This window comes from Solwaraspora sp. WMMA2056 (assembly GCF_030345095.1).
Lineage (GTDB): Bacteria > Actinomycetota > Actinomycetes > Mycobacteriales > Micromonosporaceae > Micromonospora_E.
On the sequence record NZ_CP128360.1, the window covers coordinates 2,759,706 to 2,784,495 of the forward strand.

Sequence of the window (24,790 nt, forward strand, 5' to 3'; positions counted from 1 at the left end):
GGGGTTCCTCCGTGATCTATTTGGCGGGGGTCAACTCGAAGACCCGGGAAAGTCCTTCCGGGGCGGCGTTGCTGCGGCGGCGGCCGAGCAGCACCAGCGCGGCGATGGTCACCAGGTACGGCAGTGCGTCCAGGGCGAACTGGTTGAAGCCCAGGCCACGGGCCTGCAGCGCGGGGGAGAGGGCGAGGGCGGCGCCGAACAGGTACGCCCCGCCGACGGCGCGCAGCGGATGCCAGGCGGCGAAGATGACCAGGGCGACGGCGATGAAGCCCCGACCGGCGGTCATGTTCTCGAACCAGGCGGTGGCGTACGCGGTGGACAGGTGCGCGCCGCCGATACCGGCGAGCAGACCACCGGTCACCACGGCCAGGTAGCGCACCAGCTGCGGCGAGTGCCCGTACGCGGTGAGCACCTCGCCGCGTTCGCCGGCCCCCCGGATGGTCAGGCCGACCCGGCTGCGGTACAGCAGCCACCAGATCGCCGGGGCGAGCAGGTAGGAGCCGTAGACGAGCGGGTCGTGCTGGAAGAAGATCGGCCCCAGCCAGGGGATGTCGGCCAGCAGCGGGATCGGGTACGGCCGGAACGGGCTGATCGCCCGGCCGACGTACGCGGCCCCGAACATCGAGGTCAGCCCGAGGCCGAGGAAGAGCACGACCAGGCCGGTGGCGAGCTGGTTGGCGCCCCGGCAGAGCACCATCACCGCGTGGACCAGGGCGAGCAGGCCGCCGGCGGCGGCACCGGCCACCACCCCGGCCCACGGGCTACCGGTCTCGGCGGTGACGGCGTACGCGGCGAGCGCGCCGGTGAGCATGCTCCCCTCGGTGCCGAGGTTGATCACCCCGGCGCGTTCGGCGATGGTCTCGCCGAGGGCGGCGTAGAGGATGGCGGTGCCGCCGCGCACCCCGCCGGTGAGGACGTCGACGATCACTTCTTGCTCCTTCGGGTGAAGCCGAGCACGACGAGCAGCACGATGGCCATCAGCACGTTGACCGAGGCGGCCGGCAGGTTGGCGTCGATCTGCAGGCTGTCGCCGGTCATCGCGATCGCGGCCAGCAGCAGCGCGGCCAACGCGACCCGCAGCGGCCGGTGCAGCGCCAGCCAGCTGGCCAGGAAGCCGACGTAGCCGAAGTTGGCGGTCATGCCGGGGCGCAGCTTGAACTCCGTACCGGCGAAGTGGACCAGCCCGGCCAGGCCGGCGAGTGCGCCGCCGACGAGCATCGAGGTGACCAGCAGCGTGCCGACCCGCAGGCCGGCGCGGCGGGCCGCTTCCGGGTTGCCGCCGACGACCCGCAGCCGGAATCCCCAGCCGGTGCGCGACATCAGCCACCAGATGGCGACCAGCGCGATCCCGGCGACGACGATGCCGGTGTTGAGGGTGCCGCCGGGCACGAACAGTGGCAGCCGGGCGGTGTCTTCCAGGGGTCGGCTGGCGGGTTGGCCGAAGCCGGAGGCGTCCTTCCACGGGTCGTAGATCAGCAGCAGCATGATGTCGATGGCGATGAAGTTCATCAGCAGCGTGGTGATCGCCTCGTTGACCTTGACGGCGAGCCGCAGGCCGGCGGCGATGCCGGCCCACGCCGCGCCGCCGACCATCGCCGCGACGATCATCAGGGCAAGGACGACCGGGCCGGGCAGCCGCTGGTCGGTGACGAGGCCGACGCCGGCGGCGCAGACCGCGCCGATCACGATCTGGCCTTCGCCGCCGACGTTGAGCAGGCCGGCCCGCGCCGGTACGGCGACGGCGAGCGCGGCGAGCACCAGCACCGAGGCCCGCACCAGTACGGTCTGCGCCTGGGCCGGGTCGGCCAGCGACGTCACCATGTCGCCGTACATGGCCAGCGGGTCCACGCCCTTGGCGGCGGCGAAGGCGCCGAAGATCACCGGAGCGGCGAGTACGGCGACGACGACCCGCAGCCACAGTTCTGCTCGATTGTCGACAGTTTTTGCCTGTTCGGGGGCAGGGCGTACCAACGTGTCGGTCACCTCAGGTCACTCCTACCAGCCGCTTCGGCGTGGTTGCCGCCACCAGCGCTGCCCAGCATCAGCTGGCCGATCGCGTACCGGTCGGTGCTCGCCGGTGTCACGACCCCGGCCAGCTCCCCGTTGTGCAGCACCGCGATCCGGTCGCTGATCGCCAGCAGCTCGTCCAGGTCCTCCGAGACCACCAGCACCGCCGCCCCGGCGTCGCGCTGCTCCAGCAGCAGCTCCTGGGTCCGCCGGGTGGTCGCGATGTCCAGCCCCCGACTCGGGTACGCGGCCACCACCACCGTCGCCGGCGCGCCCAGCGCCCGGGTCAGCAGCACCCGCTGCACGTTGCCGCCGGACAGCTCGGCCACCACCCGGTCACCGGCCGCCATCCGCAGCCCGGCCCGCTCCTCCCGCCGCACCGCCTCGGCCGTCACCGTCCGCCAGTCGATGCCCAGACCCCGACGGACCGCGCCGAGATCGGCCAACGCCATGTGCTCGGTGACGGTCAACCCGGGCACCACCGCGTCGGTGAGTGGATCCTCCGGCACCCCGACCGCCCCGGCGGCGAGGGCCTGCCGGGGCCGGCCGTGCACCACGACGTCCCCGATGTGCACCGAACCGGCGGCCACCCGGCGCTCGCCGAGGATCACCTCGCACAGCTCACGTTGCCCGCTGCCGGCCACCCCGGCCACCCCGACCAGCTCACCCGGGCGCAGGTCCAGGTCGATCGCGCGCAGCGCCGGCGCACCCCGGTCCCCGGTGACGTCGACACCACGCAGCCGCACGATCGGCTCGACGTCAGCGCCCGGCGGCTGGCGGTGGCCGGCCAGCCCCGGCACCGAGCGGCCGACCATCGCCTCGACCAGCTCCGCGTCGGTGTGCCCGGCCGGATCGGCGTTGCGCAGCACCACCCGACCGCCGCGCAGCACGGTCACCCGGTCGGCGATCGCCCGCGCCTCGGCCAGCTTGTGGGTGATGATGACGATCGACAGTCCGTTGGCCCGCAACGCCCGCACCGCGGCGAACAGCGCGTCGACCTCCTGCGGGGCCAGCACGCTGGTCGGCTCGTCGAGGATCAGCAGCCGTGCCCCGGCCATCAGCACCTTGAGGATCTCCACCCGCTGGCGTTCCCCGATGGACAGGTGCGCCACCAGCGCGTCCGGGTGCACCGGCAGGCCGTACCGCCGGGCCTGCTCGGCGATCCGCGCGGACAGTGCCCGCCGCTGGAACCGCAGCCCGCGACCGGGCAGGGCCAGGGCGATGTTCTCGGTGACGGTGAACGCCGGGATCAGCCGCAGATCCTGGAAGACCATGCCGATCCCGGCCGCGCGGGCCGCCGCCGGCGAGTCGATCGCCGCCGGTACGCCGTCCACCCGCAGCTCACCGGCGTCCGGCCGGTACACGCCGTAGATCAGTTTCATCAGTGTGCTCTTGCCGGCGCCGTTCTCGCCGAGTACGGCGTGCACCTCGCCGGGTGCGACGTCGAAGTCGACGCCGTCGTTGGCGACGACCGCGCCGAACCGGCAGGTCAGGTTGCGGACCGACAGCAGCGCGGTGGCGCAGTCCACCGGCGTGGCCACGGCGGTCATTGCAGCGGCCTTGTCTCGACGGCCATCATCCGGGTCAGGGCCTGCGCGGCCCGTTGCTCGACGACGGCGACGGATTCCCCCAGATGCATCGTGAACCTCCGGTGTGCGGTGTCGAGGTCGCCACCGAGGACGGCCTCCAGGATGCCGAGGTGCTGCGCGATCGTCCGGTCGATCCGCTCGGCGGAGAGGAAGTCGTGCATCCGGACCACCCGGATGCGTTCGTTGACCACGCCGAGCATCCCGGCGAGGGCGTTGTTGCCGGTGGCCTCGGCCAGCCGGACGTGGAAGCTCTCGTCGAGCAGCACGAAGCCGGGATCCGGCTCCGGGGTGTCGCGGCGCAGCACCAGCCAGTCGTCGCGCAGCGGCTCGACGACGGCCGGGTCGTGCGGCTCACCGGTCTCGGCCGGCCGGTGCAGCGCCGCCAGCTCCAAGGCGCGGCGTACCTCGTACAGTTGCCGGACCTCGACCAGGTTGGACGCCGCCGGTACGTAACCCCCGTCCGGCAGGCGTTCGACGAGGCGCTCGGCGTGCAACCGGGCCAGGGCCTGGCGGACCGGGGTACGCGAAACCGACAGCAGGGTGGCCAGCCGCTCCTCGCCGAGCCGGATCCGCAGCGGGAAGTCACCGACCAGCAGCCGCCGCTTCAGCTCGGTGTAGGCGTGCTCACCGGCCTGTGCTCGCGGAGGTGTGTCCAGTCTTGTATCCAACGCCGGATCCATGAACGGACCGTAGGGGCGTCGTGCTTCCACGGTGTTTCCTGACGGTAAGCAGCCGGACGCGACAGCGGGCAAACCAGACCGATCCCGCGCATGTCCGGTGGGTCAGCGGCCGGTGGAGCCGTCGATCTTCTCCCGCAGGATGTCGGCGTGACCGGCGTGCCGCGCGGTCTCCTCGATCATGTGCACCAGCACCCACCGTCTCGTCGGCGGCAGGCCGCGGCCCGGCGGCCGGGCCGCGGGACCGGCCAGGTCGGTCCAGCCGTCGACGACCTCGTTCGCCCGCGCGATCGTCTCCCGGTAGTCGGCGAGCAGCCCGTCGACCGTCTCCTGCGGGTCCGGTCGCAGGGTGGCGCGCAGATCGGAGATCGGCTCGCCGAGGAAGTAGAACCGCTCGACGTGGGCCAGATGCTTGATCAGCCCCAGCAGGCTGGTGCCGGACGGCACCCCGGCGGTACGGACCTGCGGCTCCGGCGTGCCCGCGACCTTGCCCGCGATCGAGTCCCGCAGGTAGTCGAGGAAGCCCACCAGGGTGGCCTGCTCGCCCGGCGCGGTCCACGCCGGCCCGGTGTCCTTGCGCCTGCGCCGTGCCCTTGGTGACGTCGGCCGCTCCGTTGCCGGCATCAGCCGTCCCCTTCGGTGCGCCGGATGAGCAGCACGTTGTCGATCACGGTGGCGGTCTGGCCGCCCGGCCCGGTGGCCCGCCGCTGCGGCATCTCGGCGCGCAGCACCGTCCACTGCTGCGGATCCAGATCGAGGCTCGCGGCGACCTCGTCGGGCGTCGGCAGGTGGGCGTCCGGGTCCTGGTTCCACGACCAGGGCGCGACGGAGCCGTGGTCGACGATCAGCAACCGGCCGCCGGGCCGCAGCGCCTGCGCGGCGGTACGCAGCACCCGGCTGCGGTCCAGCGCGAACGGCGTGTGGAAGTACTGCGCGTTGACCAGGTCGAACGTGCCGGTCGGGAAGCTGTGCGCCAGATCGTGCCGTTCGCCGGTCACCTGGTCGCCGAGGCCGAGCTCGCCGGCTGCCGCCTCGACGCGGGCCACCGCCGTACCGGAGATGTCCACGGCGGTGACCCGCCAACCACGCTGGGCGAGCCAGATGGCGTCGCCGCCGGGGCCACATCCCAGATCCAGGGCCACGCCAGGGCTCAGCGATTCGGCGATCTCGACGAGTCGCTGGTTCGGCGGCTTGGCCGAGCCGGCCAGGTTGCGGTGCAGCTCCTCCCAGAACGACTCGGGGCCGGCGTCCAACTTCGGGCCCTGCCATCCATTCATCGGTCTTCTCCTTCGGTGAAGAACGCCAGCAGTTCGGTGGTGACAAACGTCGTGTTCTCCTGCGGCAGCCAGTGGCCGGCGGCCGGCACCTCCACCGCGCGGGTGATCCGGGTCATCCGGGGCTCGACGGTCGACCGGGTGAACTCCAACAGGCCTTCGGCGGTCATCAGCATCGTCGGCATGCTGATTGGCGCCGCAGCCGTGTTGTCCCGTTCGTCCTGATCCAGGGTGCGGTACAGCTCGAATCCACCGGTCAGCACCTGCGGGCGGCGGTAGGTGCGGGCGAACTCGTCGATCTGCGCGTCGCTGTACGGAGCCTCCGCACCGGGCCCGCCGAAGCTCGTCCCGCCGTAGGCGACGTAGCCGAAGAACAGGTCGAGGTACTCGCGGACGTCGTCGGCGACGATCGTCTCCGGGAACGTGTCCTGGTCGTGGAAGGCGAGATGCCAGCTCAACGTCCGGTACGTCGCGGCGTCGAGCGCCGGGCCGGGCAGCGGGTAGTCCAGGTGGGCGTACCTGACCACCTCGTCGGGGAACTGCGCGGCGTACTGGAACCCGACCCCGGCCCCCAGGTCGTGCCCGACCAGGTTGACCCGGCGCAGGCCGAGCTGGTCGGCGAGCAGCGTGTGGACGTACCGGGCCAGGGTGGCCTTGTCGTAGCTCGGCGGCGCGCCCTCGCTGTCGCCCAGCCCCGGCAGGTCGACCGCGTACACCGTGAACCGCTCGGCGAGCGCAGGCATGATCGGCCGCCACTGGTACCAGGACTGCGGCCAGCCGTGCAGCAGGACCAGCGGCTCGCCGGTCCCGCCGGTGACGTAGTGCATCCGTACGCCGTCGACGTCGGCGCTGCCGTGCCGGAACAGCCGGTTGAACTCGGCGTCGTCGCGGGTGGCCGCGTCGGCCGCCGTCGACGATCCAGTGGCAGACGTACCCGCAGCGGTGTCCGGTGTCGATCCGTCTGCCGTCGTGCAGCCGGCCGTCAGAATGAGCGCGGCCGCGAGTGCGGTCAGGCGGCGTGACCACCGTACGGCGGTCGTCGATGGTGCTGTCGTGGTGATCATCGTTTTCGTTACCTCCGCCGCCAGCATCCGGATCACCGCGACGAGGTTGCAAGAAAAGTTGCCGATCCGCATCATGGGTGCCATGAACGTCACCGCAGCGGACGTCCTTGCCGGGGTCGGCCCACGGCTGCGCGCCCTGCGCCGGGCACGTGGCGTCACCCTGGCCGGCCTGGCCGAAGAGACCGGTCTGACCCCGAGCACGCTCTCCCGCCTGGAGAACGGCCTGCTCCGCCCGACGTTGGAGCAGCTACTGCCGCTGGCGCGGGCACACGGCGTACCGCTCGACGACCTGGTCGCGGCCCCACCCACCGGCGACCCACGGATCCACCTGCGGCCCATCCGCCGCTCCGGGCTGACGATCGTGCCGCTGACCCGGCGGGCCGGCGGTGTCCAGGCGTACAAGGTGATCTATCCGCCGGCCGGCCGGTCACCCACCATGAAACTGCAGACCCACGACGGGTACGAATGGTTCTACGTGCTCAACGGGCGGATCCGGTTCGTCCTCGGCGACCAGGAGTTCGAGCTCGGCCCCGGCGAGGCAGCCGAGTTCGACACCCGTACGCCGCACTGGCTCGGCAGCGCCGACGCCCAACCGGCGGAGACGCTCACCCTCTTCGGCGCCCAGGGCGAACGCGCCCACCTGTCGCCGGTGCCGACCAACTGACATCAGCGCCATCGGAGGCGGACCGGGTGCCGCCCAGCGCAGCGGCACCGGTCGCATCGTCGGGTTCGGTCAACTCGCGTGGGACGCCCGCGCCCGCTTCCATCTCTGCGATCCGGCGGCGCAGCTCACGGCCGTTGGCGCCCCGGGACAGGTACTCCGTCTCGCGCCAATCGTCATCGTCCGGCGCGAACAGCGTCAACAGACGATCGACGTCGAGGTACGTGGTGATGGCGGCGACCTGGCCGTCCGCCACATCGAGCAGGACCAGGGCGAACGGTACGTGCCCGGCCGGGCCAGGTCGGGTCTGCCAGAACGCCGGCGAGCCGTTCGCAGCGGTCGGCAGCAGCCGCGCGCCGGCACAGCCCGACCGTGGGTCGAGCAACGCGGTCCGGATGTGCTCGCGGCCCCGCAGCGACCACCGGAACGGCGGCATGGTCATCGTGGCGTCCTCGTGCAGCAGCGCGACGAGGGCCGTGACGTCGTGCTGCTCGAACGCGGCGCAGTAGCGGGTGAGCAGGTCGCGTTGCCGGCTGTCGGACGGTCGCAGCGGTTCCCCCGGGTCGGGGGCGGCGGTGCGCAGCGTGGCCCGCGCCCGTTGCAATGCACTGGTCACCGACGCGACGCTGCTGTCCAACAGGTGCGCGACCTCGTCGGCCCGCCAGCGGAGCACGTCGCGCAGGATCAGCACCGCCCGCTGCCGGGGCGGCAGGTGCTGCAGCGCGGCGACGAACGCCAGCCGCAGCGACTCCCGTTGCAGCACCACGCTCTCTGGGGACGCGTCGACCGGCACGACCAGGTCGTCCGGGACCGGCAGCACCCAGGCGTGCTCCGGCACCGGTGGGCCGAGGTCACCGCCGGCCTGCGCCGCCGGGTCGAGGTCCATGGTCAACGCCCGCCGCTGTGCGCTGCGCAGCATGTCGACGCAGACGTTGGTCGCGATCGAGTAGAGCCAGGTACGCAGCGAGGCGCGCCGCCCGTCGTACCGGTCGAACGAACGCCAGGCGCGGAGCATCGTCTCCTGGACCGCGTCCTCGGCCTCGAAACCGGAGCCGAGCATCCGGTAGCAGTAGCCGGTCAACTCGACGCGGAACGGCTCCAGCCGTTCCGCGTCGCTGGTCGAGGTCGGTGCCACCCGCCCGACGATACGGGCCGCCGCTCGGCCGGGCAGGTCCGGCGACGACCGATGAGTTTCGCCGGCCCACGCCGTACACCTCTGCGGAGGCGCGACCGGCGCGCCGGCCACGGAGGGAAAAGACATGAATCAGACCGATCGGGTACGGGAGGCGGTCGCCGCGCATCGCCGCGACCTGGTGGCGCTGCTCGCCGAGCTCGACCCGGGCCAGTGGGACGGCACGACGCTGTGCGCCGGCTGGCGGGTACGTGAGGTCGTCGCCCACATCACCATGCCGTTCCGTACCTCATTGGGCCGAATGATGCTGGACCTGGTCCGCGCCGGCGGCCGGTTCGACCGGATGGCCGACCGCAGCGCCCGCCGCGACGCCACCGCCATGTCGCACGAGCAGTTGTCGACCGCCCTGCGGGACAACATCGACCACCCCTGGGCGCCGCCCGGCGGCGGCCCGGCCGGGGCGCTCGCCCACGAGGTCATCCACGGCCTGGACATCAGCGTCGGTCTCGGGCTCGGCTACCGGGTGCCGATCGATCGGCTCAAACTGGTGCTGGCCGGGATGCGGCCCCGCAACATCGCCTACTTCGGCACCGACCTGACCGGCGTCCAACTACAGGCGACCGACCTCGACTGGAGCCACGGCAGCGGGACACCGGTGCACGGGGCGGCACAGGATCTGCTGCTGGTTGTCTGCGGCCGGCGCCTCCCGCCGGGCCGGCTCGCGGGTTCCGCCGCCGACCGTTTCACCAGATCGGCGACCGCGTCCTAGCTCCGACCAGTACGGCCGCTCCGGGTGCTGCGGCCCGGGGCGCGGACCGGGCCGGGTGCAGGTCCGCGCCCCGGGGCTCAAGGGGTCTCCAGCGGCGGGTCGACTCCGTTGACCGCCCGGCGGTGCTCACGTACGCCGGGGCGGCTCAGGGCGGACTTGTAGACGTTGAGCATCAACATGCGCCCGTCCCGGCCGAACTCCATCACCGTGCCGAGGATCGCGATCACCAGGCAGTCCGGTCTGTCGATCCCGTACCGGATGTCGGAGACCCGTACGGTCAGGTCCCGGTCGCCGTACACCCAGTCGGCCTTGCCCAGGTGCAGCACGTCGCCGACGCACAGCAGCGGATCGTCGGTGGCCATCACGCCGCTCCGGTGCCGGGTAGGGGCGGTGCCGGCAGCGCGAGAACCGCAAGCACCGCGCGGACCCGGCGGGCCCTGCCCGGATCATGAGTGTCCAGGATGGTCAGCGACCGCCGGAACGGCCGGCACGGCGCGGTCTCCTCACACTTCGGACAGTCTCCGTGCCGGGACGGCAGGTGGGTCTTCGTGTCCTCCCGGGCCTGCTCGGTGGCGCGGGCAGCGGCCACCGAGTCGGCGAAAGAACGCCGTGCGGCTGCGGGGGCCGGGGCGACGCCCCGGGCGCTGGCCAGCCGGAAGCGCGGATCCCGGTCGATGTCCGTCTCGCCGGGCGTCCGCTGCGGCAGCGGCGGACGGTTCGGCGTCGGATCGACGTTTCGCGGTGTGCCGATCGAAGTGTAGCGGGCAAGGCGGGGTGTCCCGCCGATTCCGTCGTTCCTTGGCATTGATCCTCCTCGAATGGAGAACAGTCGAGCGTTCGTCGAACTCCACCCTGGACTGCCGAGCCGTGCTGGCGGAAGATTAGGCGACAGATCGGATAGGGCGAGTCAGTGCAGCAGCTGTCACGGAGAGAAGAGCGTCCTGTCTGAAGAATCGCCCCATGGTCCTGAGGAGAGCCTGAAGAACATGAAACCGATGAGCCCGAGCGAGTATTTGATCATGAGTCTTCGGTGCTTCCGGGAGTCGGCAGGGCTGACCCAGGAACAGTGGGGTGCCAGCATCGGATACTCGGCGCAGCATGTCAGTGCTATTGAGCGTGGCAACCGTGCGGCACTGCCGGACTACCTCGCTAGGGTCGATGGACGTTACGGGACAACCTTCCTGCACTTCTATCAGAACTTCGTGCTCAGTGAATCCGCCCCCGTTTGGCTCCGTGAGTGGATCGAGATCGAGCGCGAGGCTGCGGTGCTGCGCTGGTTCGAGCCAAGTCTCATCCCCGGGTTGCTGCAGACCGAGGCGTACGCGCGTGCGGTTCTCTCATGGGGTGGACTGCTGACGGCGGTGGAAATCGAGCAGCGGCTGTCGTCGCGGATGGACAGGCAGGCGGTGTTGTGCCGTGAACCGACGCCTCCCATGGCGTTCTTCGTAGTCGACGAGCAGGCACTCCGGCGAACCGTGGGGGACGCCGCGGTGATGGGCGAGCAGTACGAGCGCTTGTTGAAGGTGTCAGAGATGCCCCATGTACACCTACAGGTGATCCCCTCCGGAGCCGGACCACATGCCGGGCTGGCGGGGGCGTTCATCCTGGCCCGGAGTACGGAGGGCACCGAGGCCGCCCACATTGATGCGGCCCTGGAGGCAGGGATCACCGACCGACCGAACGACATTGCGGCCCTTCACGCCCGATGGGACGCTATGCGGAGCGAGGCGCTGCCGCACTCGGCGGCGGTGAGGATGATCAAGGAAGTGGCGGAGACATGGACATGACCCGGGAGCCGAGCTGGCGGAAGTCAAGTCGATCCGGCAACGGTGGGTCTACCTGCGTCGAGGTTGCGGACAACCTGCCGGGGCGGGTCCTGGTCCGGGACACGAAGGACCGCGACGGTGGGACGTTGACGTTCGGTTCGGCTGCGTGGTCGGCGTTCGTCGAACTGACGAAGGCCAGCTGACGCGACCGGCACGGCGACGGCCCCGTACCGGATGTGGTGCGGGGCCGTCACTGAGCGAACTGCCCGTGCCCCAGGCCTCGGCCCGAGGTACGCACATGGTGCTCCCAGTGACGTGATGCCGTACTCCTTGATGTATGAGGTGCCCCGAGGATTCCGGACAGGGAGCCAATAAGGTTACCCTGTAAGGAAAGTCGAGGGAAGAAGCGCGATGGCACGCATAAGCTCATACACCCCAGAGTTCCGTGAAGAAGCAGTGCAACTCGTTCTACAGTCGAACAAGCCAGTGTCGCAGGTTGCCCGGGAGATCGACGTTCACCCGGAGACGCTCCGTTCCTGGGTCCGCCAGTACCGGCGGGAAAACAGCGGCGCCCAGGACAGCCCACCGATCGGCGTCGACGAGCGCGCTCGACTGAAGGAACTCGAACGTCGCAACCGGGAACTCGAAATGGAGAACAGCTTCCTGAAAAAAGCCGCGGCGTACTTCGCGAAGGACCCTCGGTAACGAGCTTGTACGAGTTCATCGAGACGATGCGACTCGACACCGCGAAGTACGCCTACCCCGTCGACTTCATGTGCGAACAACTCGGCGTGTCCAGGTCCGGATACTACGAATGGCGAACCCGCCCCGACTCCGCGACCGCCACCCGCCGCGCCCACCTTCGATCGGCCATCGAGGAGGTGTTCGCCGCGTCCGACGGCACCTACGGGCATCGACGTGTCCACGCGCAACTGCGGCGCCAGGGCGTGTCCGCCGGGCCGGAACTCGTCCGCCAGCTGATGCGCGAGCTCGGGCTCGTGCCGTGCCAGCCCCGCCCGAGGCGGTGGGGTCTCACCCAGTCGTCGTCCGGCACGGTGCCTGACCTCGTCGGCCGGGAGTTCACCGCCGACGCGCCTGGCGAGAAGCTCGTCGGCGACATCACGTACATCCCGACCGGCGAGGGGTGGCTGTATCTGGCGACCGTCATCGACTGCTGCACGAAGGAAGTCATCGGATACGCGATGGACGACCACTACCAGACGCCGTTGATATCCCGCGCCATCCGTAACGCCGCCCGGAATCGCGAACTCAGGAAGAACGCCATCTTTCATTCGGACCGGGGCAGCAACTACATGTCGGACGACTACGGCAGAACGCTGCGGGATCTGAGGTTGCGGCGATCTGCTGGCCGGACCGGAACTTGTTTCGACAATGCGATGGCGGAATCGTTCTTCGGTGCGCTGAAGAACGAACGCGTGTCGCGTGTGAAGTATCCCACTCGTGAGGCGGCACGCCGGGACGTTACTGCCTACATCGAATTCTGGTACAATCGTCAGCGTCTGCATTCAGCGGTGGGCTACCGACCTCCCCGGGAAGTCCACGCAGAGTTCGAGAACCTTCAAATCGCGGCGTGAAAGAACCGGCCGAACCACTGTCCGGAAAACGCGAGGCCCCTCAGTATCCCAACGACTTTGCGGCCTTCACGTCCGATGGGACGCTATGCGGAGCGAGGCGCTGCCGCACTCGGCGGCGGTGAGGATAATCAAGGAAGTGGTGGAGACATGGCCATGGCCCGGGAGCCGAGCTGGCGCAAGTCCTCCCGATCCAACGGGCAGGGCGGCAACTGCATCGAGGTGGCGGACAACCTGCCGGGGCGGGTCCTGGTCCGGGACACGAAGGACCGCGACGGTGGGACGTTGACGTTCGGTTCGGCTGCGTGGTCGGCGTTCGTCGAACTGACGAAGGCCAGCTGACCCGGCCAGCACGGCGACAGCCCATACCGGACGTGGTGCAGGGCCGCCGGCTGCTTACCCGGCTGCCGTGGCGAGGCGGCGGGCGGCCTCGTCCATCTGGTCGGGTGGGGCGGCGGCATACGTCAGCCGCAGATGCGGTGCCGGTGGTTCGGCCGCGTACCAGGGACGGCCCGGGAAGACGACTACGCCCTCGGCTGCGGCTGCGGCAGCCAGTGCGACATCGTCGGTGCCGTCGGGCAGCGTCACCCACAGGTGCAGCCCGCCACGCGGGACCGTGGCGGGGACGAGGTCGGGCAGGTGCCGGCGCAGCGCGGCCAACAACGCGTCCCGCCGGACCCGGAGGGCGGTACGCAGCCCGCGCAGGTGCCGTGGCCAGGCCGGGGCGGTCACCAGCTCCACAGTGGCCTGCTGCAGTGGGCCGGCGACGAAGAGGTCGTCGAGCAGCCGGGCGGCCCGCAGCCGGGCACCGGCCGGTCCGCGCGCGCCGATCGCGGCTATCCGCAGGCCGGGTGCGGCGGACTTGGTCAGCGACCGCAGGTAGACCACGTGCCCGTTGACGTCGTCGGCGGCGAGCGGCGGCGGAGCTTCGCCGTCGATGGTGAGGTCGCGGGCGTAGTCGTCCTCGATCAGGAACGCTCCGGCGTCGCGTACCGCTGTCATGACCGCCGCCCGGCGGTGCGCAGCCAGTGTCGCCCCGGTCGGGTTGGCGTGCAGCGGCTGACAGTAGAACAGCCGCGCGCCGGTGCGGGCGAACGCGGCGGCGAGCTGGTCTGGGCGTACGCCGTCGGGGTCGGCCGGCACCGGCACCACCTGCAGCCCGTTCGCGCGGGCGGCGGCCAACGCTCCGAGGTACGTCGGGGATTCGACGAGCAGCGTGTCACCGGGCGCGACGAGCGCCCGCAACGCGGTGGAGAGCGCGGCCTGCCCGCCCGAACAGATGATCATGTCGTCGGTGCGTAGCCTGCCGCCGGTCGCCCGCGCGAACCAGGCACGCAGATCCTCCCGCCCCTCGACTGGGCCGCGTTGCCAGGCAGCGGGCTGGCGGGCGGCCCGGGCCAGTGCCGCGCCGAGCGCCGCCGCCGGCTGCAGCTCCGCGTCCAGGTAGCCGCCGGTCAGCGCGATCGCGCCGGGCCTCGGCAACGCCAGCAGCGCCTGCATCTCGTCCTCACCTGGCCGGCGGGCACCGAGCGCCACCGTCTGCCAGGCCAGGTCGGGTGCTGCCTCAGGCGAGTGCCGGTCGTCGGGGCCGGCGGCGACGAAGGTGCCTCTGCCGGGACGCGCCTCGACCAGCCCACGGGCAACCAGACGCCGGACCGCCTCGGCGACGGTCACCGGTGAGGCACCGTGTCGGGCGGTCAGCTCGCGCACTGAGGGCAGCCGCGTCCCAGGGGCCGCCGCGGCGACCATCCGGAGCAGATCTTGGATAACACGGTCGGCTGCGTTACCGTCATTCATGAAAGCTAAGAGTAGCGTTACTGTGGTCCGGCCGGTAACAGCGGACCGGCTCACCGGGCTCGCCCTCGGCGCGCTGGGGGTGCTCGCGTTCAGCATGTCGCTACCCGCCACCAGGGTCGCCGTCCACCAACTCGACCCGTGGTTCGTCGCCTTCGGCCGAGCCGTCGGCGCGGCGCTGCTCGCCTGGGCGTACCTCGGATTCACCCGCGCCCCGCGACCCACCCGCAGCCAGTGGCGGCGGCTGTCGGTCGTCGCCCTCGGCGTCGTCGTCGGGTTCCCGCTGTTCACCTCGCTGGCGCTGACCACCCAGCCGTCCGCGCACGGCGCAGTCGTCATCGCCGTACTGCCGGCGGTCACCGCCGTGTTCGCGGTGGTACGGGCGGGGGAGCGCCCACCACCGCTGTTCTGGGCCGCCGCCGGCGGCGGGCTGCTCGCGGTGCTCGGTTTCCTGGCCGCCGGCGGCGCGGTACGCGGCGCGCTGACCGCCGCCGACCTGTTTCTGCTCGTCGCGGTCGTCCTGTGTGGTCTCGGGTACGCCGAGGGCGGCGCGCTCGCCCGTGAACTCGGTGGTGCCCGGACGATCTGTTGGGCGCTGCTGCTGTCACTGCCGGTCACGGTGGCCGTGACGCTGGTCGTCGCCGTGAACCGGCTGCCGCACGCCGACGCCGTGACCTGGTCGGCGTTCGGCTACCTGACCGTGGTCTCGATGTTCCTGGGCTTCTTCGCCTGGTACGCCGGGCTGGCCCGGGGTGGTGTCGCCCGGGTCGGTCAGGTTCAGCTCGCCCAGCCGGTGCTCACCCTGCTCTGGTCCGCCGTGCTGCTTGGCGAGACGGTCAGCGGCGCTTCGATCATGACCGCGCTGGGGGTGCTGGCCTGCGTGGTCCTGACCCAGTACCAGCGAGCGCGCGTCGGCTGACACCGGCGACCGCCGTCACGCTGCGTCGGCGTGGCCCTCGTTGGTGTGTGCGGTGACGATGCGGCGGAGCACGTCGAGAGCCTGCTCAGCCTCGTGCCGGCCGACGGGTGCGGTGCGGCCGGCCACGTATCCCGTCAGAGCCTCGCGGATGACATCGGACCGGCGGGCCGTCGACTCCTCGGCGAGACGGTCGAGCTGCTCGACGAGCGCCACGGGCAGCCGGATGCTCACCAGCATCATCGGTGCCTCCGGTGCAGGACCGGTCGCCGGCGCAGGGGTCACCGACCTGATGACCGGCGCCAGGCTGTCGGTGTTCTGAAACCAGGCGATGACCTCGTCCTTGGTCATCCGGTCGAAGTCCGGCTCGCTCACAGGACCCGCCTCCTCCACTCGTCCAGGTCCGCGCCGCCATGGTACGGAGCGTCTGAATGCTCCTCGACGAGGCCAGCGGCGCCTGGAGCGGCGCTGCGAGAATGCGTCCATGGGCGACGGTCTACGCGGCACACTGTCCCTGATCCGGTGGCGGTGGTGGGACGTACTGCGGCTCGCCCTGGTCCTGCTCTGGCTGGTCGCGGCGGGGACCGCCTGGTGGACGACACCTCGCCAGCAGAGCTATGAGCAGGCGAGGGCCGACGTGGCAGCCGGCCGGGTGATGGCGTACCAGTGGGGTGACAACTGGGACCGCCGGCCCGGCACCTGGTTCGGTCAGGCACCGCTGCGCTCCTCCGGCGACCTCGGCCCACTGTTCGTGTGGCGTACCGCAGATGGTCGGGTGCACTGGACCGACGCGGACGTCTTCGGTCAGGTCGCCCTGGCGGGGGCCGTCGTCGACGACGAGGGTTTCAGCGGCCCGGGTGCTGCCGCCCTCGCCCGCGATCTGCGCGCCGCCGGTCTGGAACAACGGGTGGGCGGCGTCCAGCCGGCCGGTTCGATCGGCCTCGGGGCCGGTTTCGTCCTGGGCGTCGTCTGCCTCGCCGTCATCGTCGGCGGTCCGGCCCCGGCCACCGGAACCCGCTGGTACTGGTTCTGGCTGGTCTACCTCGTCCCGTACGGGCTCGGGTTGTTGTTCTGGCTGGCGGTGGACCGGCCCTGGACGGGTACGGCGACCGCGCCCCTCGGCCTCCTCGACGGCGGTACGCCGCGCCGACGTTCCGGGCTTCTCGGCTTCGGGACCGGTCTGCTCGCGGCGTTCCTGATCAGCTTCCTCACCATGGTCCTGAACGGGATCCTCGGGGACTGGTGGGTGCCGCGCCCCGGCGACCTATCGTCGTAGCCGTGACGAGTGTCGACGAGCTGCGGGCGCGGGTGACGGCCGCGTACGACCGGCTGGGTCTGCCGGCCTGGCCGAACCCGCACGCCGGGATGGACTCGCCACCCGAGGAGGAGTATTCGCGGGTCACCGACCCGGGCCGGTACGCGATCGTGCACGCCCGTGCCCGGGTGTGGGCCGACGTGCTCGGCGACCGGACCGGCGTCGTCGTCGACGTGCTCGGGTCGGGGTCGCGCGACGTCGAGGGATCGCTCGGTACCTTCGACCGTGGCGTGCGGATCACCCCGGCCAGGCCGGGCACCCTGCCGTTGCTGCTGCTGGAGCGCGACGCCCCACTCGACCGGGCCCCCGACCGGGCCGAGGGAACACTGCCGGTGCTGCACGTCGACGTCGCGCGGCCCGGAACGGCGGTCGGCATGCTGCCGGACTGCGGCTGCGACGCCTGCGACCACGGCTCACAGGACCTGCTCGACGCGATCGACAGCTGGGTGGGTCAGGTCGTCGCCGGCCCGATGGTGCTGCTGCGCGGTGCGGGCTGGTACGCGCGGTGGCACCCGGACGGCGGTGAGTCGGGCGGCGCGGGTCGGGGCCCGGACCACCGCCAGCTGATGGAGCTGTGCCGCCGACTGGCGGATGGCCAGGACGTCCGGCTGCCGGAGCGCTCCGAGGCGTTCGTCGGCGGTCCGTGGTTCGGCTGAGCCGGCATCGGCATCACCTATTCGTGACCGTGGTGGACCGCCTCGTCCTCGGGCGAGAGCGGGCCGGCGTCGACCAGGTCGCGGACCATGGCAAGCATCGCGGTGACCGCCGGTGGGCGGAACGGTGGGGCGGTCATGGCGGCGAAGAGCTTCCGCCGGGGCAGGGCCGGGCTGGTCGGTCGCAGCACCACACCCGTACGGGTCGTGCCGCTGGCCAGCGTCGGCACCAGCATGACGCCCGCTCCGGCGGCGACGAGGGCCTGCTTGCCGTGCCAGTCGTCGCAGTGGAACGCGATCCGGGGCGGGCCACCGAGGGCCGTGGCCAGTGTGGTGAGCGGGCCGAGACAGTCCGGGTAGGCGCCATCGATCCATGTCTCGTCCGCCAGGTCGGGCAGGTGCACCCGCTTCTTGCCGGCCAGTGGGTGCGTCGCGGGTAGCGCGACCTGCAGCTCCTCTGCGACCAGGGCGACCAGGTCGACGCCCTCGACCACGGTGTGCGGGACACCGGCCGGGTCGGCGGCTGTGCGGGCCGCCGCCGGGTCGGCCCACAACTGCCACTCGGTGAGTAACGCGAGGTCGACGAGGCCGTCGGCGACCGCGTGCAGCGAGGCGGCAGGGTCGATGGTGATCAGCCGCAGCGCGACGTCGGGGTGTCGGGCGCGGAACCGGCTGATCGCCGCCGGAACGAGGGTCGTGTTGGCGCTGGCGAAGGCGCTCATGCGTAGTTCGCCGCCGGCCAGTCCACCGAAGGCCGCCACCCGTGACTCCAGATCCCGCAGCCGGGCGAGCACCTCGCGGGCCTGTTCGACGGCGGCGATGCCGGCCGAGGTCGGCCGTACGCCACGGGGCAGTCGGCGGAACAGCGGTACGCCGAGCCGGCGCTCCAGCCCGGCGATCTGTCGGGAGACCGCCGGCTGGGTCATCGTGAGCGCGTGCGCCGCTGCGGAGAACGACTGCTGCTCGGCGACCTCGACGAGCACTCGCAGAGACCAGGTGTCAAGCATGCCTTCAGCTTATGGCAGGCAGGATCAATCGGCATTTGTGCTTATGGCTTGGTGGCGACAGCGTAGGAGGAGACAGCCGACCGGCGGTGCCGGCGGGCGCGCACTACACGCTCTGGAGGACCTATGACCAGGATCGTCAACTCCGCGCAGGCCGAGTCGTGGAGCGGTCCGGAGGGTGCCCACTGGGCACGCCAGCCCGAGCGCATCGAAGCGATGCATTCGGTGTTGGACGAGCCGTTGCTGACCGCTGCCGGCATCCGCGTCGGAGACCGGGTGCTCGACATCGGTTGCGGCAACGGGGGCACCACTCGTCGAGCGGCCCGCGCCGTCACCGACGGACTGGGTGGATCAGACGGCGGTACGGTCGTCGGCATCGACCTCTCCGGTCCGATGCTCGACCAGGCTCGGACCCTCGCCGCCAGCGACGGCCTGACGAACATCACCTTCGAGTACGGCGACGCGCAGGTCCATCCGTTCACCGCCGAGTCGTTCGACGTGGCGATCAGCCGATTCGGGATCATGTTCTTTGCCGACCCGGTCGCCGCCTTCGGCAACATCAGGCGGGCGCTGCGCCGGGGTGGCCGACTTGCCTTCGTCTGCCCGCAGCCGGCGCGGCGCAACGCCTGGTACCGGGTGCCGCAGATGGCCCTGCACGGTACCGAGAACGGGCCGCTGCCGGAGTCGGGGATGTTCTCGTTGGCCGAGCCGGGCCGGGTGACCGAGGTGCTGACGGCCGCTGGCTTCGTCGACATCCGTCCGGAGCCGGTCGCGGCACCGATGACGTACGGCGTCGACGTGGCCGGGGCGGTCGAGTTCGTCATCGGCACCGGGCCAGTGCGGGCGTTGCTGGAGCAGGGGAGTCTGACCGTTGCCCGGGCCCGGCAACGGCTGACCGCCGGTCTGCGTCCCTACCTGGGGCCGGACGGGGTGGCACTGCCTGGGGCGTACTGGCTGGTCACGGCGACCCGGCCGGAGGGGGACCGGTGACCTCCCAGGCCGGCAAGGTCGTCGTGGTCGGCGGGTACGGGGCGGTCGGCCACGCGACCGCGAGCATGCTGGCGGGATGGTTTCCCGGCCGGGTGGTGGTGGCGGGTCGGGATCCGGCGCGGGCGGCGCGGGCGGCCGAAGCCATCGGGGGCGGCACCACCTGGCGGCAGGTCGACGTGACGTCGGCGGCCGACCGTGCCCGACTGCTCGCGGACGCGGCGCTGGTGGTGATGGCGGTGGAGCGGGCGAACGTGGCGGTAGCGCAGGAGGCGGTACGCCGAGGCGTCCACTGCGTCGACGTCACCGCCTCGCCGCAGCTGCTGCGGCCGCTCACCGACCTCGACCGGCACGCCGTCCGTACCGGATCGACCGTCGTGCTCAGCGTCGGCGTGGCTCCCGGCCTGACGAACCTGCTCGCCGACGAGTGCCTGCGGGAGCTGCCCGCAGCGGACACTGTGGAGCTGACGCTGATGCTCGGCACCGGCGATCCGCACGGCCGTGACTCGGTCCGGTGGATCGTCGAGCAGGCCGCGACCGCGTCGGCCGGTAGGACCGGTGCCGGTGCCGACCGGCCGCGTCGGGCCCGGGTCGAGCTGCCGGGGGTCGGACGCCGTACCGTCTTTCCTTTCCCGTTCTCGGATCAGCATGTCCTGGCGGCCCGGCACGGCGTCCGGGCCACCACCCGGATGTGCCTGGACTCCAGGGTTCTGACGTGGACGCTGTTCGTTGGTCGGTCGTCCGGGCTGTTTCGGCTGGCCCGTCGGCTGCGGCTGAACGACCTACTGGTGTCGGCCCTGGTCGGGGCAAGGGTCGGTGCCGACCGGTTCGTGGTGCGGGCGAGCGCCAGTGCATCGAGGGGGCCGGCGGTGACGCGGGCGGTGGTCGGGCGCGGCACGAGTCAGGTCACCGGGGCGGTCGCGGCGGTGGTCGCCCGGCAGGTACTGACCGGCGGCACCGGGGTACCGGCCGGGCTGCCGGCCAGGCTGCCGGCCGGGGTGCTGCACATCGACCAGCTGACCGGCCTGCCGGAGCTGGTGGCGGAGCTGCGCCGGTACGGCGTGACGATGGAGCTACCGTCCGCGATTCGTAGATAGCGGGATGCCGCACCTACCGCGATGCCAACATCTATGCCAGGATTGGATCCAATGCTCGTCGGATCGGATGCCTAGCTGGAAGGGGTGCCCATGCTGCGCCGTGAGGAGAACGAGCGGATCACCCGTTCCGGGCCGGGCACCCCACTCGGGCGGCTGATGCGCGCGTACTGGCAGCCGGCGGCGCTGGTCTCGGAGCTGGACCCGCAGCGACCGGTCAACCCGGTCCGGCTGCTCGGCGAGGACCTGGTGCTGTTCAAACGTGCCGACGGCGGCTGGGCGCTGGTCGGCCGGTTCTGCGCGCACCGGGGCGTCGACCTGGCGTACGGCCGGCACGAGGACGGCGGGCTGCGCTGCCTCTACCACGGCTGGCTGTACGGACCGGACGGGCGCTGCCTGGAACAGCCGGCCGAGCCACCGCACAGCACCTTCGCCAGCAAGGTCCGCATCCCCAGCTACCCGTGCGTCGAGCGCAACGGGATCATCTTCGCCTACCTCGGCGAGGGCGACCCGCCGCCGATGCCGCACTACGACTGCTTCCAGGCCCCCGACGAGTACACCTTCGCCTTCAAAGGGCTGTGGGAGTGCAACTGGCTGCAGGGCGTCGAGGGCGGCATCGACCCCAGCCACGTCTCCTTCCTGCACCGGTTCATCAACGAAGATCCGCGTGACGTCTACGGCCAGCAGTTCAGTGAGGAGGTCGCCGGCACCGGGCAGAAGCTGTCCAAGCTGGTCGGCGACGCCGACCGGCCGGACATCGAGGTCGAGCAGGCCGAGCACGGCCTGCGGGTGTACGCGTTGCGCCAGCTCACCGACGAGATCCGGCACGTACGCATCACGAACCTGGTCTTCCCCAACGCGTTCGTGGTGCCGTTCGGCAACAGCAAGGTCTTCTGCCAGTGGCACGTGCCGATCGACGACCACCACCACTACTGGTACATGATCTTCTACGACTTCGCCGAGCCGACCGACAAGGAGACCCTGCTCGCCCAGCGGCTCGCCGAGGTCTCCCTGCCGGACTACCGGCCGTTGCGCAACCGGGCCAACAACTGGGGCTTCGACCCGGCCGAGCAGCGCGACCTGACCTACACCGGGATGGGCCTGGACATCAACGTCCACGACCAGTGGGCGGTGGAGAGCATGGGGCCGATCCAGGACCGCACCGTCGAGCGGCTCGGCGTCTCCGACCGGGCCGTCACCGCCAACCGTCGGCTGCTGCTGCGCGCCATCGACGCCTTCGAAGCCGGCAACCCGGTCCCGGCCCGCCCCGCCGACGAGACCGCCGCCGCCGCGCTCACCGGCCCGTTGGCCGTCGACACCGTCGCCCCGACCGACGGTTGGGAACAGACCTGGCGCGACCGTGAGGCACAGCGCCGGGCCGACTCCCCATGGGCCGCCGGCCGGGCCGAGGTGGCCGGTCCGGTCGGACCGACCGGTGCGACCGGCGGCACCGGGATGGCCGCCGATGCGTAGCGTCGACGAACGCGCGGTCGCCGACGGCGGCGACGGGCAGCGTGCGCTGCCGATGCTCGCCGCCGACCGGGGCGGCTTCATCGACCGCCACCAGCTGTGGACCGACGCCCAGTACGCCGCCGCCGGCCAACTGCGCCGGGTCGTCGACGAGCTGGGCATCGAGCTGATCCGGTTCTCCTTCGCCGACCAGCACGGCGTACTGCGCGGCAAGACGCTGACCCGGGCGGCGGCCGGCGCGGCCCTGCGCTCCGGGGTGACCGTCCCGTCGTCGCTGCTGCTCAAGGACCCGTCCGGGGCGTCGGTCTTCCCGGTCTTCGCCGCCGACCCGCAGGTCGGCGTGCCCGGCTTCGCCGGTGCCGGTGACCTGGTGCTGGTGCCGGACCCGACCACGTTCCGGGTGCTGCCGTGGGCGCAGCGGACCGGCTGGGTGCTGTGCGACCTGCGACTGCCGGACGGCTCGCCGGTGCCGCTGTGCACCCGCAGCCTGTTGCGCGGTCAGCTCGGCCGGCTGGCCGCCGCCGGGTACGCGATGACCGTCGGCGTGGAGCTGGAGTTCCACGTGTTCGCCGCCGACGCCCGCCCCGACGGCGGACTCGACGCCGACCAGGTGGGCCGCCCCGCCGCGCCCGGTCGGCCCAGCGTGGTGCGGCCGGTCAGCCGGGGCGCGCAGCTGCTGCACGAGGACGGCCTGGACCGCGCCGACGACCTCGTCCAGCTGCTGCACCACGGGCTGACCCGGCTCGACCTGCCGCTGCGGTCACTGGAGCTGGAGTTCGGGCCGAGCCAGTTCGAGATCACCCTGACCGCCGGGGACGCCGCCGACGCCGCCGACCAGGTGCTGCTGGCCCGCTCGGCGATCCGCCAGCTGTGTCGCCGGCACGGCTACCACGCCACGTTCATGTCCCGGCCGGCCGGTGCCGAGACCGCCTCCACCGGCTGGCACCTGCACCAGTCGCTGCGCGCTGTCGACTCCGGCGCGGCGGTCTTCGACCCGACCACACCGGGCGAGGCGCTCTCGCCGGTCGCCGGGCACTACCTGGCCGGGCTGCTGGAGCACGCCGGCGCGGCCGCCGCGTTCGCCACCCCGACGGTCAACGGCTACAAGCGCTACCTGCCGTTCTCGCTCGCCCCGGACCGGGTGGTGTGGGGGATCGACAACAAAGGGGCCATGGTGCGGGCCGTCGGTGCCGGCTCCGACACCGGCGTACGGCTGGAGAACCGCTGCGGCGAGCCGGCCGCCAACCCGTACCTCTACATCGCCTCGCAGCTGATCAGCGGCCTGGACGGGATCGAGCGGCGACTCGCCCCACCCCCTGCGGTGGAGGATCCGTACGCGGCCGACGCGCCCCGGCTGCCGACCTCGTTGGCCGAGGCGTTGACCGCGTTGGCGGCCGATCCGGCGTTCGCCGCCGCCCTCGGCGACCCGGTGGTCTCCTGGTACCTGACGCTCAAGCGCCGTGAGTTCGCCCGTTACCTCGCGTACGTCTCCGACTGGGAGCAGCGCGAGTACTTCGATCTGATCTGACCGCGAGTACTTCGACCTGATCTAGAAGGAGCCGTCGATGCCGTCATCCGTCGCCCCGCTGGCCGAGCTGGAGCCGTTCCACGTCGACGGCGAGTGGATCGCGCCGGGGCAGCGCACCCTGATCGAGGTGCGGGACCCGTCGGACGGTGCGGTGATCAGCCGGGTCGCCCAGGCCACCGCCGACGACGTGGCCGCCGCCGTGGCCGCCGCCACCCGGGCGTACGCCGACCGGCGCTGGAGCGGGCTGGCCCCGTTGGAGCGCACCCGGGTGCTGCACCGGCTGGCCGACCTGATCGAGGCGCACCTCGAAGAGCTGGCGGTGCTGGAGACCCGGGACAATGGCAAGCCGATCGAGCGGTCCCGGGCGGACACCGGCGCGGCGGCCCGCGCCTTCCGGCACTTCGCCGGGGCCACCAGCCGGCTCACCGGCACGGTGGTGCCGATCGACGGCGGTGCCCACCACGTCTACACGGTGCTGGAGCCGGTCGGCGTCGCGGCGCTGATCCTGCCGTGGAACTTCCCGATCATGACCGGCAGCTTCAAGATCGCTCCGGCGCTGGCCGCCGGCTGCCCGATCGTGGTCAAACCGGCCGAACAGACCCCGCTGACCATGCTGCGGCTGGCGGCGCTGGCCGCCGAGGCCGGCGTACCGCCGGGGGTCTTCAACGTGCTGACCGGCGACGGTGAGGTCGGCGCGGCCCTGGTGGCCCACCCCGGCGTGGCGAAGGTGTCGTTCACCGGGTCCACCGAGGTGGGCCGGGTGGTGATGGCCGGCGCGGCGCCGACGATGAAGCGGCTCACCCTGGAGCTGGGCGGCAAGAGCCCGAACATCGTCTTCGCCGACGCCGACCTGGACGCCGCCGTGCTGACCGCGATGCGGGCGTCGTTCGGCCACTCCGGCCAGATGTGCACCGCCGGCAGCCGGCTGCTGGTGCAACGTTCCATCCTGGACGAGATGACCGAGCGGCTGGCCGAGGCGACCCGCCGGGTGCCGGTCGGCAACGGTCTCGACGGCGGGGTGACCGTCGGCCCACTGGTCTCCGAGGAGCAGCGGCAGCAGGTGCTGTCCTACATCGAGACCGGCATCCGGGAGGGCGCCACGGTCGCCGTCGGCGGCGGGGTGCCGGACCGGCCCGGCTACTTCGTCGAGCCGACCCTGTTCACCGGGGTCCGCAACGACATGGTCATCGCCCGGGAGGAGATCTTCGGGCCGGTGACCGGGGTGATCGCCTTCGACGACGAGGACGAGGCCGTCGCGATCGGCAACGACACGGCGTACGGGCTGGCGGCCGGGGTGTGGACCCGGGACCTGTCCCGCGCCCACCGGATGGCCGCCGCGCTGCGGGTCGGCACGGTCTGGGTGAACACGTACAACATCTTCGACCCGGCGCTGTCCTTCGGCGGGGTCGGTGACTCCGGTCTGGGCCGGGACCTGGGCGACGACGCCCTGTACTCGTACTGCGAACGCAAGGGCGTCGTGGTCGCGCTCTGACCGGCG

The 24,790-nt window shown here is 71.7% G+C and carries 27 protein-coding genes; 14 read left to right on the forward strand and 13 right to left on the reverse strand.

Annotated features, from left to right (window positions below; genetic code table 11):
- Positions 1-16 precede the first annotated feature (16 nt).
- The 7 genes from O7608_RS12630 to O7608_RS12660 all read right to left on the reverse strand — a co-directional run bounded on the left by O7608_RS12630 (position 17) and on the right by O7608_RS12660 (position 6,695).
- On the reverse strand, positions 17-928 hold the full coding sequence (locus tag O7608_RS12630) for an ABC transporter permease (protein ID WP_289210139.1): 912 nt from the start codon (positions 926-928) through the stop codon (positions 17-19).
- The gene (locus tag O7608_RS12635) at positions 925-1,983 is read right to left on the reverse strand and encodes an ABC transporter permease (RefSeq protein WP_289210140.1); all 1,059 of its coding nucleotides are present in this window, start codon (positions 1,981-1,983) and stop codon (positions 925-927) included. The genes O7608_RS12630 and O7608_RS12635 overlap by 4 nt, the downstream gene beginning before the upstream one ends.
- A complete protein-coding gene (locus tag O7608_RS12640; RefSeq protein WP_289210141.1) occupies positions 1,980-3,557 on the reverse strand; it encodes an ABC transporter ATP-binding protein in 1,578 nt (525 codons plus the stop codon). Before O7608_RS12640 ends, O7608_RS12635 begins: the two co-directional genes overlap by 4 nt.
- Positions 3,554-4,276 carry a GntR family transcriptional regulator gene (locus tag O7608_RS12645; RefSeq protein WP_289210142.1) on the reverse strand — a complete coding sequence of 241 codons (723 nt, stop codon included), beginning with the start codon at positions 4,274-4,276 and terminating at the stop codon, positions 3,554-3,556. Before O7608_RS12645 ends, O7608_RS12640 begins: the two co-directional genes overlap by 4 nt.
- 102 nt (positions 4,277-4,378) lie before the next feature.
- The gene (locus O7608_RS12650) at positions 4,379-4,897 is read right to left on the reverse strand and encodes a DinB family protein (RefSeq protein ID WP_289210143.1); all 519 of its coding nucleotides are present in this window, start codon (positions 4,895-4,897) and stop codon (positions 4,379-4,381) included.
- On the reverse strand, positions 4,897-5,550 hold the full coding sequence (locus O7608_RS12655) for an SAM-dependent methyltransferase (protein WP_289210144.1): 654 nt from the start codon (positions 5,548-5,550) through the stop codon (positions 4,897-4,899). The genes O7608_RS12650 and O7608_RS12655 overlap by 1 nt, the downstream gene beginning before the upstream one ends.
- The gene (locus tag O7608_RS12660; protein ID WP_289210145.1) at positions 5,547-6,695 is read right to left on the reverse strand and encodes an alpha/beta fold hydrolase; all 1,149 of its coding nucleotides are present in this window, start codon (positions 6,693-6,695) and stop codon (positions 5,547-5,549) included. The genes O7608_RS12655 and O7608_RS12660 overlap by 4 nt, the downstream gene beginning before the upstream one ends.
- Here O7608_RS12660 and O7608_RS12665 point away from each other — a divergent pair.
- On the forward strand, positions 6,694-7,275 hold the full coding sequence (locus O7608_RS12665) for a helix-turn-helix domain-containing protein (protein ID WP_289210146.1): 582 nt from the start codon (positions 6,694-6,696) through the stop codon (positions 7,273-7,275). The two genes, O7608_RS12660 and O7608_RS12665, sit on opposite strands and share 2 nt — an antisense overlap.
- On the opposite strand, the gene O7608_RS12670 is transcribed toward O7608_RS12665, so the two are convergent.
- Positions 7,217-8,407: a sigma-70 family RNA polymerase sigma factor gene (locus O7608_RS12670; RefSeq protein WP_289210147.1), complete on the reverse strand. Its 1,191-nt coding sequence runs from the start codon at positions 8,405-8,407 to the stop codon at positions 7,217-7,219. The genes O7608_RS12665 and O7608_RS12670 overlap by 59 nt on opposite strands.
- A 124-nt stretch (positions 8,408-8,531) precedes the next feature.
- Between O7608_RS12670 and O7608_RS12675 the strand changes: the two genes are divergently transcribed.
- Positions 8,532-9,173 carry a maleylpyruvate isomerase family mycothiol-dependent enzyme gene (locus O7608_RS12675; RefSeq protein WP_289210148.1) on the forward strand — a complete coding sequence of 214 codons (642 nt, stop codon included), beginning with the start codon at positions 8,532-8,534 and terminating at the stop codon, positions 9,171-9,173.
- A 77-nt stretch (positions 9,174-9,250) separates the two neighbouring features.
- Here the strand turns inward: O7608_RS12675 and O7608_RS12680 are convergent, their stop codons facing one another.
- Both O7608_RS12680 and O7608_RS12685 read right to left on the reverse strand, forming a co-directional pair.
- Entirely contained in the window at positions 9,251-9,535 is a 285-nt protein-coding gene (locus O7608_RS12680; protein WP_289210149.1) for a hypothetical protein, read from the reverse strand.
- Positions 9,535-9,978, reverse strand: a complete 444-nt coding sequence (locus O7608_RS12685; RefSeq protein ID WP_289210150.1) for a hypothetical protein — start codon at positions 9,976-9,978, stop codon at positions 9,535-9,537. Before O7608_RS12685 ends, O7608_RS12680 begins: the two co-directional genes overlap by 1 nt.
- Before the next feature lie 181 nt (positions 9,979-10,159).
- Between O7608_RS12685 and O7608_RS12690 the strand changes: the two genes are divergently transcribed.
- The 4 genes from O7608_RS12690 (at position 10,160) to O7608_RS12705 (ending at position 12,873) form a co-directional block, all read left to right on the forward strand.
- Complete coding sequence (locus tag O7608_RS12690; protein ID WP_289210151.1) at positions 10,160-10,960, forward strand: helix-turn-helix domain-containing protein; 801 nt, start codon at positions 10,160-10,162, stop codon at positions 10,958-10,960.
- Positions 10,951-11,142, forward strand: a complete 192-nt coding sequence (locus O7608_RS12695; RefSeq protein ID WP_289210152.1) for a DUF397 domain-containing protein — start codon at positions 10,951-10,953, stop codon at positions 11,140-11,142. The genes O7608_RS12690 and O7608_RS12695 overlap by 10 nt, the downstream gene beginning before the upstream one ends.
- Positions 11,143-11,350: 208 nt before the next feature.
- A protein-coding gene (locus tag O7608_RS12700; RefSeq protein WP_421359974.1) for an IS3 family transposase occupies positions 11,351-12,534 on the forward strand; the annotation gives its coding sequence in 2 pieces (ribosomal slippage) (positions 11,351-11,606 and positions 11,606-12,534; 1,185 coding nt in all).
- Positions 12,535-12,681: 147 nt separating this feature from the next.
- Complete coding sequence (locus tag O7608_RS12705; RefSeq protein ID WP_421359807.1) at positions 12,682-12,873, forward strand: DUF397 domain-containing protein; 192 nt, start codon at positions 12,682-12,684, stop codon at positions 12,871-12,873.
- A 54-nt stretch (positions 12,874-12,927) separates the two neighbouring features.
- Here O7608_RS12705 and O7608_RS12710 read toward each other — a convergent pair whose 3' ends face one another.
- Positions 12,928-14,328 carry an aminotransferase-like domain-containing protein gene (locus tag O7608_RS12710; protein ID WP_289210153.1) on the reverse strand — a complete coding sequence of 467 codons (1,401 nt, stop codon included), beginning with the start codon at positions 14,326-14,328 and terminating at the stop codon, positions 12,928-12,930.
- Between O7608_RS12710 and O7608_RS12715 the strand changes: the two genes are divergently transcribed.
- The gene (locus tag O7608_RS12715; RefSeq protein WP_289210154.1) at positions 14,327-15,244 is read left to right on the forward strand and encodes a DMT family transporter; all 918 of its coding nucleotides are present in this window, start codon (positions 14,327-14,329) and stop codon (positions 15,242-15,244) included. The genes O7608_RS12710 and O7608_RS12715 overlap by 2 nt on opposite strands.
- A gap of 15 nt (positions 15,245-15,259) precedes the next feature.
- On the opposite strand, the gene O7608_RS12720 is transcribed toward O7608_RS12715, so the two are convergent.
- Positions 15,260-15,616, reverse strand: coding sequence for a ribbon-helix-helix domain-containing protein (locus O7608_RS12720; protein WP_289210155.1), 357 nt, complete (start codon positions 15,614-15,616; stop codon positions 15,260-15,262).
- 109 nt (positions 15,617-15,725) lie between these two features.
- Here O7608_RS12720 and O7608_RS12725 point away from each other — a divergent pair, with 109 nt between their 5' ends.
- Complete coding sequence (locus tag O7608_RS12725) at positions 15,726-16,517, forward strand: hypothetical protein (protein ID WP_289210156.1); 792 nt, start codon at positions 15,726-15,728, stop codon at positions 16,515-16,517.
- A 2-nt stretch (positions 16,518-16,519) separates the two neighbouring features.
- Positions 16,520-17,212, forward strand: coding sequence for a DUF6226 family protein (locus tag O7608_RS12730; RefSeq protein ID WP_289210157.1), 693 nt, complete (start codon positions 16,520-16,522; stop codon positions 17,210-17,212).
- Positions 17,213-17,229: 17 nt separating this feature from the next.
- Here O7608_RS12730 and O7608_RS12735 read toward each other — a convergent pair whose 3' ends face one another.
- Positions 17,230-18,216 (reverse strand): LysR family transcriptional regulator, encoded by a 987-nt coding sequence (locus O7608_RS12735; RefSeq protein WP_289210158.1) that lies wholly within the window; start codon positions 18,214-18,216, stop codon positions 17,230-17,232.
- A 123-nt stretch (positions 18,217-18,339) separates the two neighbouring features.
- Here O7608_RS12735 and O7608_RS12740 point away from each other — a divergent pair, with 123 nt between their 5' ends.
- The 5 genes from O7608_RS12740 to O7608_RS12760 all read left to right on the forward strand — a co-directional run bounded on the left by O7608_RS12740 (position 18,340) and on the right by O7608_RS12760 (position 24,784).
- Complete coding sequence (locus tag O7608_RS12740; protein WP_289210159.1) at positions 18,340-19,203, forward strand: class I SAM-dependent methyltransferase; 864 nt, start codon at positions 18,340-18,342, stop codon at positions 19,201-19,203.
- On the forward strand, positions 19,200-20,297 hold the full coding sequence (locus O7608_RS12745) for a saccharopine dehydrogenase NADP-binding domain-containing protein (protein ID WP_289210160.1): 1,098 nt from the start codon (positions 19,200-19,202) through the stop codon (positions 20,295-20,297). Before O7608_RS12740 ends, O7608_RS12745 begins: the two co-directional genes overlap by 4 nt.
- 90 nt (positions 20,298-20,387) lie before the next feature.
- Positions 20,388-21,767 (forward strand): Rieske 2Fe-2S domain-containing protein, encoded by a 1,380-nt coding sequence (locus tag O7608_RS12750; RefSeq protein ID WP_289210161.1) that lies wholly within the window; start codon positions 20,388-20,390, stop codon positions 21,765-21,767.
- On the forward strand, positions 21,760-23,292 hold the full coding sequence (locus tag O7608_RS12755; RefSeq protein ID WP_289210162.1) for a glutamine synthetase family protein: 1,533 nt from the start codon (positions 21,760-21,762) through the stop codon (positions 23,290-23,292). The genes O7608_RS12750 and O7608_RS12755 overlap by 8 nt, the downstream gene beginning before the upstream one ends.
- A gap of 37 nt (positions 23,293-23,329) precedes the next feature.
- The gene (locus tag O7608_RS12760; protein WP_289210163.1) at positions 23,330-24,784 is read left to right on the forward strand and encodes an aldehyde dehydrogenase family protein; all 1,455 of its coding nucleotides are present in this window, start codon (positions 23,330-23,332) and stop codon (positions 24,782-24,784) included.
- Positions 24,785-24,790: the final 6 nt, after the last annotated feature.